The organism is Clostridium sp. DFI.1.208 (assembly GCF_024463855.1).
Taxonomy (GTDB): Bacteria; Bacillota_I; Bacilli_A; order Erysipelotrichales; family Erysipelotrichaceae; genus Clostridium_AQ.
The window spans coordinates 97,087-116,487 of the sequence record NZ_JANGCA010000011.1 but is presented as its reverse complement, the minus strand read 5'-3'; the positions used below and the strand labels follow the sequence as shown (position 1 = coordinate 116,487).

The window sequence follows — 19,401 nt, the reverse complement described above, 5'->3', positions numbered from 1 at the left end:
TGGACATCCTGTATCTGATGAAGCGAGAGGAGCGAAAGAAGCGGGAGGAGCTGAAGAAGGCGCAGTATAAGGGGATCGTGAAGGCACTGGAGAAGAAGAAAGAGGGAGCGGGGAGCTATGGAAGACCGCGTGCGAGTCTGCCGGAGGATTTCAAGGAACAGGTGGAATACTGTCACAAAATATCTGGAGTCACAGGGTATTCAAACCGTGAATATGCAGGAAGGACCTCACTGAAAAAGGCGACCTTCTATAAATATGTGAAGGTGCTGCAGAGCACGGAAATGGAAATGTGAGCATGAGGAGGGTTTCCTTATGCTTTTTCTAATACATACGATAAGCGATGGAAGCTTTTATTCTAAAATATCTATTAAATTCTCATGAAAAGATATACATATATATAAATACAGCATGACAGCCTGCTTTCTTCCTTGTATAAAAGCTTTAACCATTGATATGTCTGCCATATGAAAAAAGGTCATGTCAATCGACCGACCTTTATATCTGTTAGCCTTAGCTATTCAAATTATCATGTATCCTAGCTTTCTCCAACACAGAGGTACAATGCGGGCAGCGAACCGCCTCTGTGGCAATCTCACTTTTGCAATACGGACATACTTTTGTAGCCTGTGCAGCGTCCTCCTTCTCCTGCGGCTTCTTGACCTTTCTAGAGAGTGAATTCATCATTTTTACCATCATAAAGATAATAAACGCCATGATGATGAAGTTGATCACCTCTGTGAGAAAGGTTCCGTAATTCAGTGTCGCAGCCTTGGCAGCTACTGCATCCTGCAAAGTATTGTAATGATTTCCATCCAGTGCAATAAACCAGTTGGTAAAATCGATACCGCCGGTACATAATGTAATAACCGGCATGATAACATCATTGACCAGAGAGGCTATGATTTTTTGGAATGCACCGCCGATGATAACCCCGACCGCCAGATCAAGCACATTTCCCCGCATGATAAACTCTTTAAATTCATTGATAATATGTTTCATAAACACTCCTGCACAGTTTGCTTATCAAACTGTCTTTTTCTTTTCTTACACTTTCAGATGAATGTTGTGTTCCTGCATATATGCTTCGATTTCATCCGGATCCTTGATGATAGAGGAAGACAGATTTATACAGCCATCCTCAGTGACCAGCACGTTGTCCTCGATGCGGATGCCGATTCCTTCATCCTCCAGATATAAGCCTGGTTCAATCGTAAACACATTGCCGGGACGCAGCTTATAGCCGCTCAAAGACACATCGTGTGTTTCCAGTCCCAGCATGTGCGATACTCCATGCCAGTAATAATCCTCAACCCTTTTTCCACGCTTCAACAAGCCAAGCGGCTTCAGCTTGCCTTCATAAAAGTGAAGCAGCTCCTGATTCAGCTCCTTCAGCGTAACGCCCGGATGTACCAGTGACATGATGGTTTGATTGGCCTCGAGAACAATATTGTAGATTTCTCTTTGCCGCTTTGTAAAGGCACCATTTGCCGGAAAGGTTCTTGTGATATCGGCATTCATATAATGATAGCTGGCACCCAGATCACACAGCACAAGGGAGTTCTTTTTTATTTTCTGGTTATTTTCATCATAATGCAGCACAGTGGCATTTCTTCCACTGGCGATAATGGATGGAAAGGAATGCGAGCAGCCATTGGTCTTTAATACAAAATCAAACCATGCCTCAACCTGATTCTCTTTCATCGTACTGCATACATGATCCATCATCGCCATAATTCCCTGTCGTGTGACTTCAATAGCCTGCTTCAAATCAGCAAGCTCTTTTTCATCCTTGATTAAACGCAGACTGCTTATTCTGGCGGCTGCATTATGCAGGGTTACATAGGGGTACTGACGCAGCAGCTCTCTTGTGAAGCGATGTGCCTCACTGTCCGCCTGATAGGCTTCTTGCCGTGTGAAATCCGCATAGATATCAACACGGGATTCATGATCAAATAATCGTGAAATCTGAAGACCCAGCAGATCCATTGCTTCCTCGATCCAGAAAATCTCCGTAATCTCACTGATATCAGATGCCTCCTTGGGTAAAAGCTTTCCACCGACCCATTTCGCCTGTTCCTCATCATATTGCTCCAGAAACAGCTGTTCTTTTATTTCTCCCTGCGTTCGGATAATTGCCAGAATCATGTTCTCCTTATCCAGACCGCTCAGGTAATAGAAGCTTCTGTCTACGCTGAATGGGTACTTTTCATCGCCTACCTTATACGGGGCTTTACCGCTGAAGAACAAAGCGATGGAATTTTCCGGCAGCAGATTAGCCAGTGCATGACGTCGTTGCTTATACATTCTATCAATCCTCTTTTCTACTATGTATTGTACCACGAAATGTTGATTTAAGTAAAAGGTGCAGGAAAATGATGCAGTTGGTGTTGATTGGCTTATACATTTGTACAGAAGCGCGGACAGGTATCCTTTACAGCGTTTAAAAAGCTGTGAACTTATCGGATGTAATGGGGTTTTATAGACTTTATGAAGAGGCAGACAGAATTTATGTGCAAAAAGAAAAGGAAAAGATCATACAGATACTCCTGTTGTAATGTGGAAATCCTTTGTTTATCGTCATATTTTCATATTGTGAAAGAACTATCATTCAATCATTGTTTCTATATGGAACAAATGATTAAGATAAACATTTAACAAAATTCACTTATACATATGTTCAGTATTTATGCATTGACCTCAATAAAATGCTGTGGTAATCTTAAAGCAGATAAAGGAACCGCTTACAGAAAGGAGGCGCTGGAATGAAAAAAATTGTTGATGATGCTCGGCTGATTTATAAATGCTGTTATCTGTATTACATGGATGGACTCGGACAAAAGGAAATCTGTGATCAGCTTGGAATCTCACGAGCGACTGTTTCAAGGCTGTTAAAGGCCGGCAAGGAAAACGGTGTTGTCAGAATTGAATTGGATAATCCGGATAGTATTCTGTATGGGGAGCTGGAGAGAAGCATAGAACAGCAGCTGGGTCTGAAGGAAGTGCTGATTGTTGATGAAATGGAGCTGGAAAGCAAAGCCGATCATATGCAGCGGGTATATGAGGAGGCACTGGCCTATCTGGCGCGCATCTTTCACAATCAGGATTATATTGGAGTTTCCATGGGAAAGACCTTGTATAATCTGGCCAACGGTAAAATCAGTGTTGAGGAGATTGACTGTACCTTTGTTCCGGTAGTTGGCGGTGTCGGTACACAGCTGCAATCGGATGAGGGATATCATTCCAACGAAATCGCCAATGCCTTTGCGAAGAAGTTTCACGGCAGTGCTGTTCAGTTCTTCGCGCCTGCCATGTTCAATGATACGAATATCATGGAGGGCTTTCTCAAGGAACGCCCCGTGCAGGAAGTAACCGCACTGTTTAAAAAGCTGAAAACCGTCATTATGGGAATTGGCTCCTGCAGCTCCAGAGATTCCACCCTCGTGAAATGCGGTTATCTCAGCAAAGAGGACTATGAGCAGTTCAAGGAACAGGGAGCTGTCGGAGATGTGTTATTGAAGTTTCTGGATAAAGATGGAAACAGTACAGCATTTCATGAATTTAATGAACGGGTGATGGGACTGTCGGATGAAGGACTCATGAATATAGAAAACCGTATCGGAATCGCGGTGGGTGAAGAAAAGAGCAAGGCCATTCTCGGTGTAATCCGGGCAAAGAAAATCAATATTCTGATTACCGATATCAGCTGTGTTAAGCAGCTGCTGTTATTGATGGAAGAGGAGGGATCATCATGTCAAACGATTTGATGCTGATCTTTATGATTGCGATATCACTGTTTGTTATGCAGGCAGTGGGAGGTGTATTCCAGATTAGAAATTATAAAACTGCTATACGGCGTGTTCATAAAAAGGGAAATGTGGGAATCGGACAGAAAAGAGGTAAGCTCTTCAATGGAAATATCGTAATCATTGCCTGTGATTGTGAGCAAATCATCACAGATTGTGAGATTATGGACGGCAAGACCTTCCTGGCAAAGTTTCATCAGGTAGATCGTCTGCTGGGCAAAAATTTAAAAGGGGTATCAATCGATGAGCTTCTAAAACAGCTTCGCTCCATGGAAGCGAAAAAACAGAAGCAGTATCGAGGATATATACAGGCATTGGAAGCACTGGAGCTGCGCTTTCACAATGCAGACTGCACGGAAGAGATGAACACGGCCGAACATCTCGAACTGCGTAAGAGTGGATTGACATAAGGAGGAAGTGACATATGGAATTCATATCTGATTTTGCACAAGGATTCATGGCATTATTTCAGGCAGGAGGAGAAACCTTCGTAGGGTGGGTTACCGGGATTATCCCTATGGTAATCTGTCTGATGACAGCCATCAATTCCATCATCAAGCTGATAGGAGAAAAACGAGTTGAAAGCTTCACAAAGAAACTGACAAGATATACGATTGCGCGCTATACCGTTGTACCGGTGCTGGCAGTGCTGTTTCTGGGAAACCCGATGTGTTATACCTTTGGGCGCTTCGTGGAAGAAAAATACAAGCCTGCATATTATGATTCCTGTGTAAGCTTTCTGCATCCGGTAACCGGATTATTCCCGCATGCAAATCCAGGAGAGCTGTTTGTATACATGGGGATTGCGGCAGGTATTACAAAGCTGAATCTGCCGCTTGGGGATCTGGCAGTTCGTTATTTCATCGTTGGTCTGATTGTCATTTTGATCAGAGGTGTACTGACGGAGAAAATCTATCAGCGACTGACTTCAAAATTTACAAATGCAAAAGGAAACACGGAGGAATAGGACATGTATAGAAAGGTAAAAATCACGAAGGGAAGCAGTGGCTGGGGCGGACCGCTGGTGCTGGAACCCAATGAAACCTGCAATAAAATCTTGTGTGTAACCGGTGGGGGAATTCATCCGATTGCCGCAAAAATCGCTGAAATGACTGGAGCTGAAACCGTAGATGGCTTTAAAACGACTGTTCCGGATGAACAGGTGCTTGTAGCGGTAGTGGACTGCGGGGGGACTGCACGCTGTGGTGTTTATCCGAAAAAACGCATTCATACAGTGAATATCGTTCCGGTAGGTGCTGTCGGACCACTGGCACAGTTTATTACAGAGGACATCTATGTATCTGATGTAAAAGAGGATAACATCGTATTTACGGATGAAGAGGTGCATACGGAAAAAGAACCGGAAGAGAAACGTAAGCCGGGGGCACCAAAGACAAAGGCACAGGCCAGAAAAGAGCTGGAAGAGGCGAATCAGGGGAAAAAGCCCGGTATTATTACCAGAATCGGTATTGGTGTCGGTCAGGTGGTAAACAAATTCTTTGCGGCAGGACGTGAGTCCATCGAAATGGTGATCAAGAATGTATTGCCGTTCATGGCCTTTACATCCACAATTCTTGGTATTATACAGGTCAGTGGTTTGGGAAATGTCATCGCAAATACGATTTCTCCACTATGCTCGACCATGCCGGGAATGATTGTAATCTCATTGATTTGCGGTCTGCCGTTCCTGTCTCCCATCTTGGGTCCTGGTGCAGTTATCGCACAGGTTGTCGGTACCCTGCTCGGTGCGGAAATCGGTCTGGGAAATATCCCTGCACAATACGCACTACCAGCTTTGTTTGCTATCAATGCACAGGTCGGCGGTGACTTTGTACCGGTAGGATTATCGCTTGGTGAGGCAGAACCGGAAACGATTGAGTTCGGTGTTCCGGCAGTCTTATACTCCCGTGTGATAACCGGGCCTCTGGCTGTTATCATCGCATTCGTATTCAGTATTGGCATGTACTAAAAAGGAGGCATCATGAAATATCAGGCAACGATTACAGGACTCGGCGCATGTGCTCTGGATTTTCTGGATGAATGCTGTAACTTCATTATCATCTTCAATGAGGATGCACCTTCGGAGCTGGCAGACATCTCTGTCCTGCATACCAAATGTGAAGTGAAAGAAGACCCGAAAAAGGGAGATACAGTTCGTATCTGCGGTGTGGAATATACGATATCCGATGTCGGCTGGGAAGCACTCAATACGCTGAAAGAGCTGGGGCACTGTACGCTGTCCTTCAAGGGGCTGGATACAGTGGAACGACCGGGGATCATTGAGCTTGTCGGCGAGCCTATCAAAGCAGAACAGCTGCTTGTCGGTGGAACAATAGAAATTGAATGACGAAATTGTAAATGAATCAAGAGATTAAACAAAGCAGAAAATAGAAATTGTGCAACGAAATTATTAAAGGATGGAAGCAAGAAAATAACAGGATCTATTTATATATAGGAAAAAGGAGGACATCTGTTATGTTAAACATGAACAAGAAACTGGAACAAAGAGAAAAGGAAGGAAACATCATCAAATGCGGTATCGTAGGTGCCGGTCAGATGGGACGCGGTATGGTTACGCAGATGGTGCTGATGAAGGGAATCACACCAGCTGTAGTATCTGATATCGATTTGGAGCTTGCGGTGCACGCATTCAAATATGCAGGGGTAAAGGATGCGGATATTGTACGTACCAATGACACTGCAGAAGCGGATCGAGCAATGGATGAAGGAAAGTATGTCGCAACGACCAATTCCAACCTGATTTCCCAGTGCCGCCCAGTTGAAGTGGCAATCGATGCTACCGGTGTACCTGATGTAGGGGCAAAGGTCGCAACAGATGCGATTAAAAATAAAAAGCATGTGGTTATGCTGAATGTGGAAACTGATGTTGTCATCGGGCCGCTGCTGGATAAAATGGCAAAGGACAACGGTGTTATTTATACAGGAAGCGCCGGAGATGAGCCGGGTGCTGTTATGGAGCTGTATGATTTCGCTACAGCGATGGGTCTGGAAGTTAAGGTCATGGGAAAAGGTAAGAACAATCGCATTGATAAGAATTGTAATCCGGATACCGTTTTGGAAGAGGCTACAAGAAGAAAAATGTCTCCGAAGATGCTGTGTGCCTTTAAGGATGGTACAAAAACCATGGTAGAAATGACAGCGATGTCAAACGCTACAGGGCTTGTTCCTGATGTGATCGGAGGACATGGAATCGCCAGTGACGTGAAGAGTCTGAATGAAACGTATAAGCTGAAGGAGGATGGCGGTATTCTGAATCAGCATGGTGTTGTGGAGTATGTGAACGGTATTGCGCCGGGAGTCTTTGTGACAGTGGCAACCGATAATGAAGAAATTGCATATCAGATGCAGTATCACTCTATGGGGCCTGGTCCACTGTGGACACTGTATCGTCCATACCACCTGTGCAATCTGGAAACTCCTTTGACGGCTGCCAAGGTTGTTATTGACGGGGAGCCTACTATTGTTCCGAAAAACGGTTTGGTTTCCGAATGTATTACTGTTGCGAAAATCGATTTGAAGGCGGGACAGACGATTGACGGTATTGGCGGGTATACCACCTATGGTTCCATCTGCAAGCATGAAGAGGCAAAGGAAAAGGGCTATGTACCATATGGTCTGGTCAATAATAAGGCAGTCATGAAGCGTGATGTGAAGAAGGGGGAGCTGATCACATATGATGATATCGAGCTAGACACATCAACACTGATCTATAAGCTGCGTCAGGAGCAGGATAAAATATTCGGTTAACGATACAATGCATACTGTAGCAGCTGTGATATTTCTTATTCTGTCAGGCTGTCAAGCTCACCTTTAGAAAACGGCGCAAGAAAAGCAGGATCCGGGAGTATCGTTTACAGAACGTGTCTTATAGTGATGCTTGCTTTCATAATCAAAAAAGAAAAGCTCTTTCCAGGCAATGATGGATGCCGATGAAAAGAGCTTTTTTCTATGCTTTTTCTATAAATTATCTTCTGTCAGCTGTATACAGTAAGCTTGCTTCAAAACTGCTCTTTCTGTTTACGGTAATAAACTGTAATGTATTTTCAGAATATCCGCTTTATTGAACAGTGCTGATCGGTGCTCCTGCGTTATCATAAAAACAGCTGTTATCTTCTGCATCTCTTGTCAAAAGCGGTGTATTATCAGCTGTGAAAAAGCTGTTGATTTCATAATCATTTACTGCAATATCCTGGTATATGGTGCTATATTGTTTTTGCTCATATTTGAAAAGGTGCTCGCAGAGAAAGCTGTCTGTCACATCCATGCCGTTGGCGGATACGGTAGCGTGCTTTTCAAAAATGGCTTTGAGGATAGTGTCCTGTTTCTGATTCTGTAGACTGCTTCTCAGTATCTGCACACCTCCAACACACGTCAGCAAAGTCGCTGCTAATAAAATACGATGTTTACATTTCATGAGGAAGCCTCCTTGCTTTCTTTATTATACATAGGTAAAAAGGGAAATGCAATGGGCAGGTGATACAAAAGGGTAAATGGAGTAGTCTGCATGCGCTAGAAGAGTGCATAAGCGCTTTTTTTGCTATATAGGGAATTCCTGCAACGGTATATGTAAACGGTGGTATATGTAAACGGTGCTTGAAAGGTAGGCAGATAGCTTTACAATGTTATTTTCACACTTGTTCAGCATGGAACGTTGACGTCAATAAATGATTGTGATAATCTTTTATTACGAAAGAAAACGTTTACAGGAAAGAGGGAACTGTGTGAAAAAAATAGTTGATGATGCCCGTCTGATTTATAAATGCTGTTATTTGTATTATGTGGATGGCATGGGACAACGGGAAATCTGTGATGCTGTAGGAATATCCAGAGCAACCGTATCACGGCTTTTGCGGGCCGGGAAGGAAACCGGGGTTGTGAAAATTGAATTGGAAAATCCGGACAGTGTCCTGTATGGAGAGCTGGAGCGCAGAGTGGAGCAGCTGCTGGGACTGAAGGAGGTTCTTATTGTGGATGAGCTGGAGCTGGAAAGCAAGGCGGACCATATGCAGCATGTTTTTGAAGAGGCGCTGCTGTATTTATCCCGTATTATCAATAAGGGAGATACCATTGGGGTTTCTATGGGAAAAACGCTGAGCAGTATCGTTAATGTTAAGAAAAGTGTGGATGAAGTGGATGCTACCTTTGTACCGGTTGTCGGTGGTGTCGGCTCACCCTATCAGATGGAGGAGGGCTACCATTCCAATGATATCGCAAAGGGCTTTGCCATGAAGTTTCACGGGAAGGCGATGCAGTTCTTCGCGCCGGCGATGTTTGATGATCCAAAGGTTATGCAGGGATTTTTGAAAGAGAAGCCGGTCAGGGAGGTGGTTTCAGTTTTCAAAAAGCTGAAAACAGTGATTATGGGCATCGGAACAACAACAGCAAAGGAGCCAACCCTTGTGAAATGCGGTTATCTGACAAAAGAGGATTATGAGGATTTCAAAAAGCAGGGAGCAGTTGGCGATGTTCTCTTGAAATATGTGGATGCAAATGGAAACAGTGATGCATTTCGTTCCTTTAATGATCGAGTTATGGGGTTATCCGACGAAAAGCTGCTGAAGGTGAAAAATCGTGTCGGTGTAGCAGTCGGTGCAGACAAGGGGGAGGCTGTATTGGGCGTCATTCGTGCGGGTAAGGTGAATATTCTGATAACGGATATCAGCTGTATTCGTAGCATGATGGCACTGCTGAACGAAGAGATATGAGGGTGGTTTCTTTGAAGGAGGCCCTTTAAATGGAGCTGTTTACCAATATGGCACAGAGCTTTCTGTCAATGTTTGAAACCGGGGGAAGCATCCTACTAGGATGGATAACCAATATACTGCCTATGGTTGTCTGTCTGATGACCGCAGTGCAGGCAATCGTTAAAATGATTGGAGAAAACCGTGTTGAAGCTTTCACAAAGGCACTGACACGCTGGCGTATTGCCCGCTATACACTAATGCCGCTCATGGCGGTATTGTTTCTCGGGAATCCGCTTTGCTTCACCTTTGGAAAATTTCTGGATGAGAGATATAAGGCGGCCTATTACGATGCCTGTGTGAGCTTCCTGCATCCGGTTACCGCACTGTTTCCACATGCGAATGCATCCGAGCTGTTTGTCTATATGGGAATAGCTGCAGGAATCAGTGAACAAAAGCTGCCTCTGGGAGATTTGGCAATCCGTTATTTCATGGCGGGGCTGGTAATCATGATTGTACGCGGTATGATCAGTGAGCGTATTTCAGCGTTTCTGAGTCAGAAGCAGGATGTTAAAAAAGCATCGGTATCGTCAGAGAAGAAAATATGTGAAGAGGAAAAACAGGATATTGCGTACCCCTGCGTCCGAATTACACAGGGAGCTGCAGGCTGGGGAGGTCCGCTGCTTTTATATCCAAGCAAGCAGAAGCACATCATTTTATGTGTGTGCGGAGGAGGCATTCATCCGGTTGCGCAGGCATTGGCTGATGCATGTCGCTGTGATGTCATAGACGGGTTTACCGGCAGCTGTCCGGAGGAGGAAATTCTGGCTGCGGTTATTGATTGCGGAGGTACCGCTCGCTGCGGGGTCTATCCAAAAAAGGGCATTGCGACAATCAATGTTCTTGCGACAGGGAAAAGCGGTCCGCTGGCAAGGTTCATCACAGAAGATTTATATGTATCAGATATCAGCGAAGCACAGATTGAAGTAGTAACGGAGGCTTTAGCTTCTGCGAAAACCATCCCGGAGAGTGAGGAAAAACAGCAATCTGTTTCAGAAGAAAATCCGCTTCTTCGTGTCGGTCTTGGAATGAGCCGCGTTGTCAGCCTGTGTTATTCTGCAGGAAGGGAAACCATAGAGATGGTATTGCGTAATATCTTGCCCTTTATGGCGTTTACTGCAACGCTTTTGGGCATCATTCAGGTAACTGGACTGGGAACTCTGATAGCACATACGATTGCACCTCTTTGTGCGACGCTGCCCGGTATGCTTGTGATTTCCCTACTGTGCTCCCTGCCGATTTTATCTCCGATTCTGGGGCCTGGAGCAGTTATTGCACAGGTTGTCGGAGCCTTGCTTGGGACACAGATTGCACTGGGAAACATACCGCCACAGTATGCTTTACCTGCATTATTTGCCATCAATGCGCAGGTCGGCTGTGATTTCATTCCGGTAGGGTTATCGTTATGTCAGGCCGATGCAAAAACCGTGGAGACAGGTGTACCGGCTGTGCTGTACAGTCGCATGCTAACAGGGCCTCTGGCGGTATTGATTGCCTATCTGTTCAGCATAGGTCTGTATTGAAAGGAGAGCGTGTTATGAAATATGATACAAGAATAAGCGGATGGGGAGAATGTGCGCTGGAGTTTTTGCATGAGGACTGTAATTTCCTTATAATTTTCAATGATTCAGCACCGCAGGAGCTGGCAGATATCTCTATTCTGCATACGGCTGGGGAATTGCTTGCGGATCCATGTGTCGGGGATACACTATGCCTATGTGATCAGGTCTATACAATTACTGCAATCGGTGAGGAGGCTTTGCACACACTGAAGGAACTGGGACATTGCTGTCTGTCTTTTAGCGGTGCGAAGAGTGCACTGCGTCCCGGCAATATTGAATTGGCAGGTCCGACTCTTCGAGAGGAATTGCTGTATGCAGGAGGCAGACTTCAGATTTTATGAGTATAGGAAAAGAGAGATCGTTAAGAACGGGTGGAAGAAATGCGAACAATAGAGGCTATTCTACGACTGTGTAAATGAGAGGGGAATGACTTTGAAAATCAAAAGCTGTAGCTCCTTCGGTTCTTGTACACCATCGGTTATAATTTAGAAGCACATAATAAAAAGGGTCAGTTTTGAAATGTCTGATCCTTTTTGTCCTTCATGAGGATGGATCCTGGCCGTATCAAGAACCTATCCGGTGCAGGATCGCTGTTATGTGCCTTCGTGCGTAAAGATAAACAAATCGCATCTCTGTTCAAGCTTTCATGAGATGACTCTCAAATAATGCTTTTTTTTCATTTTGCTTTTGTAAATATGCAAACTGTGAGCAGCGTATGGAGTGATAAAGGAAATTAAGCATACAGACTACGTAACGTATGCTCTGAATTTTTATCCATTTATGAAAAACTCTTGGCTGTATCTTCTCATGAAGACCCTGCAAGGATAAAACAATATAGATAGAGGTGGTTTCATTTCTTCATAGCGGTTATAGCAGCTTCATGTTCTCAGCATGCATGCTCTGCGTTTCCGCATTGTTAAAATACAAGGGTTCTCCTGCCAGTAGTGCATGTATATACGCCAGAGAATCTGCCACATCTGCTTTTGTCATGTACAGGGTGTGTCCTGCATAAAAATGCTCTACGGGCAATGAAAGATAATCTTTCAGAGTCTGCCTATATTCCCTCAGTAATCCCTTCTCAATCTGAATGAGCGGCTTTTCAAGATTATCTCCGACGAACAGGGCATTTTGTTCTTGATCGTATAGACTGATACCATCGATGGTATGACCGGGTGTATATAATAAAAGCAGTCCGTCTGATAGTGTCAGCTGTCTGCCGTCAAAGCAATGATTTGGAGGTATCAGCTTGTGAACACCCTGAAAATATTGTGCCTGCTCCTGCAAATCCTGTGCACCATGCCTTCGTATCATTTCTCGGCAGCTTTGATGCGCGTAGATGGGACAATCAGAAAAGCTGTAATTTCCCCATATATGATCAAAGTGATAATGTGTGTTGATGACGATAAAGCTGCTGTTTGGATAATCTGATTTTATAATCTCCATGTAGGCAGAGCCGCAAAAGGTATCAATTATATAGACTGTGTCATCCTTTATAAGAGCGTAGACATAGGTTTTGTAGGGAATTAGTTCTTCAAATTCATAGGCGTTCAGTGTTTCTGTTATCTGCAGCTTTTTCATAGAGTCCACCCTTTCTTTATAGGTATCAAAACAGGTTCCATCAGGAAATGCGATTCATTTCTTTATATGAAAGAACCGGCTGTGTATCCATGACACGGCCGGTTCTCTGGTTACCTGTTCTGCTCTTCATGAAGCAGATGAATCTGTTTCAAATCACGCTGTGTAGTAACTTTTATATTGTCATAGCTTCCTTCTACAACCTTTATTTTTGCATCTGAGAACAATTCTGCGAGCATAGCATCGTCACTGGCAACAATCTCCGGATGTTTTTTTGCCTCTTCATGGCATTTGCGGATCAGTTGTGTGCGAAATGCCTGCGGTGTTTGTGCACTCATATAATCAGAGCGCTCCGGTGTGTGCACGACATAGCCGTCTTTTACTTCCTTGATGGTATCGATCAGTGGCACCATCAGTAAGGCGGCATCCTCTGTTTTCAGTGCATCCTTCAATGCCTGTAAATGCTTTTCTGTCAGAAATGGGCGAACGCCGTCGTGAATCATGACAAACTCTGTTTCTACTTCCTGCAGACCGAGGTATCCGCTTTCCTGTCTGGTTGCTCCACCGGGAACATAGACGATCTTCTCGCTGTGAATGACCTTTTCAAATTCCTCCTGTTCAAAAGGAGAGATCGACATAATGATTTTCGCACAATCTGCATCTTCCAGAAACGGCTTCAGCGTTTGTGTGATGATGGGAGCATTCCCGATTTTGTAAAATACCTTGTTATAGGTCAGGCCGGTCCTCGTACCTTTTCCAGCCGCAACAATAATTACACTATAGTTCATGGAAACATCATATCATATCTGGAGAAAAAGTAAACAGAAGATAGCTATGAATCATTTTGGACCAAAAGGGAAAAGTTAAATTCTACTTCAGAAAATCATGTTGGAAGTTGAATTGCGGAAACAGCTCATGTTACAGAGCAATCGACATGGCAGTGATTTTGAGAAATATAAGGTGTGCCCATCAAAAGGTATCGGATAAAGCCTTGCTCAAAAAATTCTTCTTTTTGTCTTGGTTAGGGAATCAGCTGATAAATACACAAAATGAAAGGGTAGGCTTATTTTCATTGTCTGTCAGTCTTTTCCAGCATGCAAACGAGTTCACTATAGAAGTCCCGATAGTATGCGGCGAAACCGATTCCACAAGCCAGCAATCCATAATAAAGCAGTGAAGAGGGAGGGAAGAAGAAAGAGGAGATTGTTCTCCACAACGGCTTTTCCCAACCAGAAGGCAGGGAAAAAGGAGAGCAGATATTGTATCGCATCCTGTAAAAACCAGGGGGCAGCAGCGCATAGTATCAAGAGAGAGGATAGCTTCGTGATTGCCATACCTTCCAGCTTATTGGAGGAACAGGATATGGTAAGCATTGCCGATATCAGTCCCTGAAGAGCCCCTATACCGGAAAACAACAGCATTTCAGGAAATGACAGACTGCTCAATGCGGCGAAGGGAAGCAGCAAACAGGTATAACAGGCGGCGAGTATGGCGGGCAGCAGTAGTCTGGAGCATAAGTAGCCACTGCGCCCCAAAGGCGTAATCATCAGATATACTGCGGTATGCTCATCGCGTTCCTCCAGTAAAATCATAGCGGATACAAAGCAGAACATAGCGGGAGCAAGCATACAGAAGAAGATATTCAAAAGTGGATAGAAAGGCGCTATAACAGCTGACTGCCCCAATGCTTTACATAAGAATTTCTCTAGTACAGGAAGCAGAAGCCGATAGAGCAGCGTGCATAGAATCGGGGTGGAAAGCACCACCAGCAGCATCAGATCATTGCGGATAAAGCGAAGCAGCTGCAGAAAGCTAAGTCGTATGGCCTTCACAGCGTTGCACCCTCTTCCTTTTTCCACATGGACGCAAGACTTTTTTGTGCGAGTATAAACAGCAGTACAAATGCAGCTATGACCATGCTGATGCCAAGGATAGATACCGGTTTATTCAAAATCAGATCCATGCAGACAGCTGTCGGAAACAGCGAGAGGATATTGTGCATATAGCCCATAAGATAGACGAGCAGAGGGACATAACAAATACCTTCCAGTGGAACGCTGACCAGCAAAAACTGATTTAGACTTTTTATATGCGCAGCTGCAATGATACCAAGCAGGGTAAACAGAGAGGAAGCAAGCAATGTTCCTGCTAACACAGGAAGCAGTGGAGTTTTGGAAACCAGTGCCAGAACTGCCGCAACAAGCAAAGAAATCAACCCAAAGGAAGCAAGCTTTCCATATATATACTCTTTCGGTAAAACCGGAGACACTGCAAGTGCCTGATGGATGCGCTGATTGCGTTCAAACAGCATCATAGCACCCATGAAAAACAATCCCATTGTGGCAGGATCAAAAAATATGGCGAATGCCGCAATGATTCCTTTCCATGAAGCAGGAACAGCAGCCAGCAGCAGGATATAAAAGGTAGTCAGAATGATGTACAGGGCATAAAAGCCGTGGCGTATTTGCAGGCGTATATCCGAACGGATCAGTGCAGAAATTCTCATACCAGCGTCCTCCCTGTGATATCCAGAAAGATATCATTCAGCGTCGGCTCACTGCTGTGAATGGATAGCAGACGGTTTTCTGCAATCAGCCGCTGTAGCTGTGTATCGCAAGACAGGGTATCCATAGGACAGACTGCCTGCTGCTCACCCTCCTCCTCCCATGTATACGTAACGCGCCTTGCACCTTTGGACATGATGAGATTATGCGGAGTATCCAATGCACAGATATGCCCGTTTACAATGAAAGCAACCCGGTCACACAGCTCCGTTGCGTCCTCCATATTATGTGTCGTAAGGAGAATGGTTTTTCCCTTTTGCTTTTCCTCCAGAATACGGTCCTTCATCAGCCTGCTGTTTGCCGGATCCAGTCCGCTTGTCGGCTCATCAAGGCATAGCAGATCGGGATCATGCAGCAGAGCCTTGATAAAATTACAGCGGGATTTCATTCCCTTGGAGAAGCTGGAAATTTTTTTGTCGGCATCCTTTGATAGTCCGACAGACGCCAGCAGCTTATTAATATCGCAGGCAGTATTCTGATAGAGTGAAGCAAAGAGCTTCAGGTTTTCTCTGGCAGTAAGCTTCTCATATAGGGTGGAAAATTCAAAATCCACACCAATCGATTCGTAAAAATCGTTTTTACGGGTTCGGCATTCTACACCGTTCACCTGAACAGAGCCCGCATATCCCGGAAGCAAACCAATGAGAATTTTCTGTAAGGTACTTTTTCCGGCGCCGCTCGGCCCTAAAAATCCAAATATTTCACCGCGCTTTACATTGAAATTCATGTCCTGAATGAATGCTTCCTTTGTATAGTGGAATGAAAGATGTTCAACGTTAATCATGATTTGTCCTCCTTAGACTAATTGACTGATTTTATTTTAATAGTCAAAATGCTTTAAAATAGAATCCGGCGCAAAGCCGGACTATTGCAATATCTGCAGTACTACACCGCGAATCAGCAGTTTCAACGCTTCATCGTAATGCTCATTTCCGATTTCTTTCGCATGAAGGGTAGCCATATAAATAGCACGAAAGGCCGTGCTCAGTGTTTGCGGGCTATGGCTCTTCAGGGGAAAGCATTTCAGCAGCTGTTCAATCATATCGGTATCATGTCCCATATGCTGTTCCAGAATTTCAGGCGGCAGCTTGCGTGCCAGCAGTTCAACTTCTCTTGGATTTAACAGAATCGGCAGCTTTTCCGCCATTTTATAAAATTGAAACAGCATCTCGGTCAGGGCTTCACTGTCTATATGCAACGGATCGAGTCTGCCTATTTCCTGCATCATGCTTTTTTCCATCAGATCATGCTGTTCGAGAATAACTTCAAACAGTAGAAGCTCTTTCGTCTTATAAAAAAGATAAAATGTTCCTTTTGGGATATTGACCCTCTGTACCAGTTCATCGACGGTTGTTTTGCGAACACCGTATTGCATTAAGCAGGAGGCTGCTTCTTCCTTCAGGCGTTTACGGATATAATCGCGTTCCTGGGGAGAATAGCATTTCGGCATGGTATCACCTCTTTTTGACTGATTTTGTTGATATAGTCATTATATTCATATTCCTTACGTTCGTCAAGAGCAAACACAAAAGATGAAGCATGCAATGTAGCGGATTGTATCGTAAAGGACCGATTAGAAAAACTACATCCGTTTTTTCGCCGATGTCAAAGTGCTTTTTATGAATGGAGCTATGAGGAATCATTGATATGGAAATGACTTGTTATAATCTGAAAAGTATTAATGAAAAATCTCGTATATAAGGATTTTTAATCATTCTTTTGATAAGCTATGGTATTATTAATTATTGCTTTCCAGCCTCCGATAAATCGCAAAGGAGGTGATTGCGATGGATGTTATCATAGCCATTATGAAGGCTGTCATAGTGAATGTTGCTGTTAAGCGCATGAACAGAAAGCAATGAGCATAAAAATGCCAGAAGGTCACTCTTCTGGCTTTTCTTAATACGCGATGGATGTTATCACCACAACATTATTATAACGAATTGCTGTTGAATGTCAATGGTATCTTATGGTTTGTTGCTATGGTTGTCTTATGAGTTGTCTTATGGTTCAGGTAAGCAATATACAGTTCACCTAGTTACTATTCACCAATATTGCATAATCATAGTTAAGAAACGGGAAAAAAGCAGGATAATAATCTTATAAGTAATGAATTTACTGTATGATACCCTTTGTTGATTTGCTAATCGTCGGTGAATAGAAACTTTACCTAAGAGGGCAGGCTGCCCATATGCTTAACAAATATGGTAATAGTTGACTAGAGATACCGTAAGCATCCCTTTTTTGTCCATCTGCTTTTTTTATTTAAAACCCGGTATTTTTCCGACAGCAGAAGCGATACATCGTACAGCAAAGACTTTATTTACAGCCTTCCAATTCCGCTTGGAATGTGCGTAATCGGATCCAGTGTGACAGTTTTAACGCCTGCCTCCTGTATCGCTGTCAGTTCCTCCTCGTCAGCCAGATGGTCCGTAATCAGGTAATCGAAGGATTGGATCATTCCACTGATAAAGCTGTGATTGGTTCCGATCTTTGTATGGTCTGCCAGTATGAAGGTTTCACCGATACAGCGTGTGATCATCACCTCGTTGATTGCGACCTCCTGCAAAATAGCAGTAGTCATGCCGCTTGCCACGCTGAAGCCGCTACAGCCGAGAAAGGCTTTTGTTGCCGATACCTTGTTCAGATTATTCAATGCAAAATCGCCGACCATGCTTTCTTTCGGAATGCGCAGCTCACCGCCGCTCAGATAGATGCTGACCATGGGATCATGGTCCATGAAAATTGCTTTGCCGTTGTTGGTGATGACGGTGACACGCTTGTTCTTGATATATTTCAGTACAAGCAGTGCAGTTGAGCTTGTATTGATAAATATTGTATCTCCATCCTGTACATACTGTGCGGCATATTTTGCGATGGCATGCTTGTACTGTTCGTTGGAGAGCTGTGGATCGTCGTTTTCCACAAAATGCTGGATTAGCTTGGCACCGCCGTAATAGCGCTCCACTGCCCCCATTTCCTCCCAGAACTGCAGATCACGCCGTATGGTCAGCGGTGATACCTGCAGCTCCTCTGCCAAATCCTCGACCGCAGCCTTTCCCTGACTCTGAATCTTCTGCATGATTTTATTGCGTCGTGCATCCACGACTGCCTTATTCATTTTCATATTGTATCCCCTGTTTCATTTCATAAACGATGGAAGCAGGCGCCTGCCTCCCTGCTGCTGGACAGCTGTTTCCCTGTTTCCATAGCCTTTGTAAACATTATAACTGCATTTTCCTTATCATTCAATTCTTTGTAAACTTTTCCAAATTCCGTATAATACTGTGCCATTTCCCGATTGTTCATATATCTGGTATCAATCTGCTTGAACGTTGCCAGACTTTTCTTATAATCCTTCATACAGGAAAGATACATGGCCTCAATAAACTCCCAATTATATAATGGAGATACCTTGCTGCCCTTGATTTTGGTATCCTTCAGCTTCATGACTTCCGGATACCAATGCTTTACCTTTGTTCGGTTTCCCAGCTTATAATAGGAATAGAAATAGGTATAATTGCGAATCAGAAGATAATCCAGGGAGGAGCGAAAGGTTTTCTCATTGCTTTCCAATAGCTCGATGCAGGTCTGTGGTTTTCCGATATCCTGATAATACAGGGTATCGAAGATTAGCTGGGTTGTCCGATAGCTTTTCATGAAATCCCGCTTTTTCAATATGTTATAATAATGTTTCGCAAGACCTGCGTCACAATCCATGTTCAATGCCGTAATCATTTTCTGGTATAGAATCCGCAGATATTCCGCCCAGAGCGCTACGCCCATAAAGATGATCAGAAGCAGACCATAGCATAGCTTGCCTTCCGGGCTTGGCTCCTGAAGCAGCTTATATAAGGTATAGATTGTGAAGAATGCATAGATGGCAATGGTGATAATACGGCGTGTTGTTTCACTGAACGTGAGTCTTGATAATCCTTTTTTCATATGTCTGCACCTCTTTTACAAATTCATTATATGTTCTTTATGATTGGTTGTCAATCATATAATTCATAAAATAATTCATTTATACATGGTTATATGAATTGTAATCGCACACATTTCTTTAATTATTCATATATTTTATGAACTGTTCATTTAAAACTATTGCTAATTGTTCATGAAATGTTTATCATAG

Annotated in this window: 20 protein-coding genes and 1 pseudogene; 10 read left to right on the top strand and 11 right to left on the bottom strand. The window is 43.8% G+C overall.

Features of this window, described 5'->3' with window-relative positions:
- Positions 1-293 (top strand): annotated as a pseudogene (locus NE665_RS08105) (integrase); the annotation flags it as partial.
- A 217-nt stretch (positions 294-510) separates the two neighbouring features.
- Here NE665_RS08105 and mscL read toward each other — a convergent pair.
- Together mscL and NE665_RS08095 are read right to left on the bottom strand one after the other, a co-directional pair.
- Positions 511-990: a large conductance mechanosensitive channel protein MscL gene (gene mscL / locus NE665_RS08100; protein ID WP_256302524.1), complete on the bottom strand. Its 480-nt coding sequence runs from the start codon at positions 988-990 to the stop codon at positions 511-513.
- Positions 991-1,044: 54 nt separating this feature from the next.
- The gene (locus NE665_RS08095) at positions 1,045-2,304 is read right to left on the bottom strand and encodes an aminopeptidase P family protein (RefSeq protein ID WP_117442491.1); all 1,260 of its coding nucleotides are present in this window, start codon (positions 2,302-2,304) and stop codon (positions 1,045-1,047) included.
- Between the two features lie 458 nt (positions 2,305-2,762).
- Here NE665_RS08095 and NE665_RS08090 point away from each other — a divergent pair, with 458 nt between their 5' ends.
- The 6 genes from NE665_RS08090 (at position 2,763) to NE665_RS08065 (ending at position 7,571) form a co-directional block, all read left to right on the top strand.
- Entirely contained in the window at positions 2,763-3,764 is a 1,002-nt protein-coding gene (locus NE665_RS08090) for a sugar-binding domain-containing protein (RefSeq protein ID WP_117442492.1), read from the top strand.
- The gene (locus tag NE665_RS08085; RefSeq protein ID WP_117442493.1) at positions 3,749-4,213 is read left to right on the top strand and encodes a transcriptional regulator GutM; all 465 of its coding nucleotides are present in this window, start codon (positions 3,749-3,751) and stop codon (positions 4,211-4,213) included. The genes NE665_RS08090 and NE665_RS08085 overlap by 16 nt, the downstream gene beginning before the upstream one ends.
- A gap of 14 nt (positions 4,214-4,227) precedes the next feature.
- Positions 4,228-4,770 (top strand): PTS glucitol/sorbitol transporter subunit IIC, encoded by a 543-nt coding sequence (locus NE665_RS08080; protein WP_117442494.1) that lies wholly within the window; start codon positions 4,228-4,230, stop codon positions 4,768-4,770.
- Between the two features lie 3 nt (positions 4,771-4,773).
- On the top strand, positions 4,774-5,772 hold the full coding sequence (locus tag NE665_RS08075; protein ID WP_117442495.1) for a PTS glucitol/sorbitol transporter subunit IIB: 999 nt from the start codon (positions 4,774-4,776) through the stop codon (positions 5,770-5,772).
- A gap of 12 nt (positions 5,773-5,784) precedes the next feature.
- The gene (locus NE665_RS08070; RefSeq protein ID WP_117442496.1) at positions 5,785-6,150 is read left to right on the top strand and encodes a PTS glucitol/sorbitol transporter subunit IIA; all 366 of its coding nucleotides are present in this window, start codon (positions 5,785-5,787) and stop codon (positions 6,148-6,150) included.
- 128 nt (positions 6,151-6,278) lie between these two features.
- Positions 6,279-7,571 carry an NAD(P)-dependent oxidoreductase gene (locus NE665_RS08065; RefSeq protein WP_117442497.1) on the top strand — a complete coding sequence of 431 codons (1,293 nt, stop codon included), beginning with the start codon at positions 6,279-6,281 and terminating at the stop codon, positions 7,569-7,571.
- Between the two features lie 310 nt (positions 7,572-7,881).
- Here the strand turns inward: NE665_RS08065 and NE665_RS08060 are convergent, their stop codons facing one another.
- Positions 7,882-8,238, bottom strand: a complete 357-nt coding sequence (locus tag NE665_RS08060) for a hypothetical protein (RefSeq protein ID WP_117442498.1) — start codon at positions 8,236-8,238, stop codon at positions 7,882-7,884.
- A gap of 307 nt (positions 8,239-8,545) precedes the next feature.
- Here NE665_RS08060 and NE665_RS08055 point away from each other — a divergent pair, with 307 nt between their 5' ends.
- The 3 genes from NE665_RS08055 to NE665_RS08040 are packed head-to-tail and all read left to right on the top strand — an operon-like array spanning position 8,546 to position 11,468.
- On the top strand, positions 8,546-9,529 hold the full coding sequence (locus tag NE665_RS08055; protein WP_117442499.1) for a sugar-binding domain-containing protein: 984 nt from the start codon (positions 8,546-8,548) through the stop codon (positions 9,527-9,529).
- A gap of 29 nt (positions 9,530-9,558) precedes the next feature.
- Positions 9,559-11,088 carry a PTS glucitol/sorbitol transporter subunit IIC gene (locus NE665_RS24755; protein WP_117442500.1) on the top strand — a complete coding sequence of 510 codons (1,530 nt, stop codon included), beginning with the start codon at positions 9,559-9,561 and terminating at the stop codon, positions 11,086-11,088.
- A 14-nt stretch (positions 11,089-11,102) separates the two neighbouring features.
- Positions 11,103-11,468 carry a PTS glucitol/sorbitol transporter subunit IIA gene (locus NE665_RS08040; RefSeq protein ID WP_178760105.1) on the top strand — a complete coding sequence of 122 codons (366 nt, stop codon included), beginning with the start codon at positions 11,103-11,105 and terminating at the stop codon, positions 11,466-11,468.
- Between the two features lie 526 nt (positions 11,469-11,994).
- Here the strand turns inward: NE665_RS08040 and NE665_RS08035 are convergent.
- The 8 genes from NE665_RS08035 to NE665_RS08000 form a co-directional block, all read right to left on the bottom strand.
- Positions 11,995-12,705 (bottom strand): MBL fold metallo-hydrolase, encoded by a 711-nt coding sequence (locus tag NE665_RS08035; protein WP_117442502.1) that lies wholly within the window; start codon positions 12,703-12,705, stop codon positions 11,995-11,997.
- Positions 12,706-12,815: 110 nt separating this feature from the next.
- Entirely contained in the window at positions 12,816-13,490 is a 675-nt protein-coding gene (gene ispD / locus NE665_RS08030; protein WP_117442503.1) for a 2-C-methyl-D-erythritol 4-phosphate cytidylyltransferase, read from the bottom strand.
- Positions 13,491-13,811: 321 nt separating this feature from the next.
- A complete protein-coding gene (locus tag NE665_RS08025; protein ID WP_117442504.1) occupies positions 13,812-14,534 on the bottom strand; it encodes an ABC transporter permease in 723 nt (240 codons plus the stop codon).
- Positions 14,531-15,208: an ABC transporter permease gene (locus tag NE665_RS08020; RefSeq protein ID WP_117442505.1), complete on the bottom strand. Its 678-nt coding sequence runs from the start codon at positions 15,206-15,208 to the stop codon at positions 14,531-14,533. Before NE665_RS08020 ends, NE665_RS08025 begins: the two co-directional genes overlap by 4 nt.
- A complete protein-coding gene (locus NE665_RS08015) occupies positions 15,205-16,050 on the bottom strand; it encodes an ABC transporter ATP-binding protein (RefSeq protein ID WP_117442506.1) in 846 nt (281 codons plus the stop codon). Before NE665_RS08015 ends, NE665_RS08020 begins: the two co-directional genes overlap by 4 nt.
- A gap of 81 nt (positions 16,051-16,131) precedes the next feature.
- The gene (locus NE665_RS08010) at positions 16,132-16,716 is read right to left on the bottom strand and encodes a TetR/AcrR family transcriptional regulator (RefSeq protein ID WP_117442507.1); all 585 of its coding nucleotides are present in this window, start codon (positions 16,714-16,716) and stop codon (positions 16,132-16,134) included.
- Positions 16,717-17,589: 873 nt separating this feature from the next.
- On the bottom strand, positions 17,590-18,393 hold the full coding sequence (locus NE665_RS08005; protein WP_118654605.1) for a DeoR/GlpR family DNA-binding transcription regulator: 804 nt from the start codon (positions 18,391-18,393) through the stop codon (positions 17,590-17,592).
- Between the two features lie 20 nt (positions 18,394-18,413).
- A complete protein-coding gene (locus NE665_RS08000) occupies positions 18,414-19,211 on the bottom strand; it encodes a hypothetical protein (protein ID WP_118654606.1) in 798 nt (265 codons plus the stop codon).
- Between the last annotated feature and the right edge of the window lie 190 nt (positions 19,212-19,401).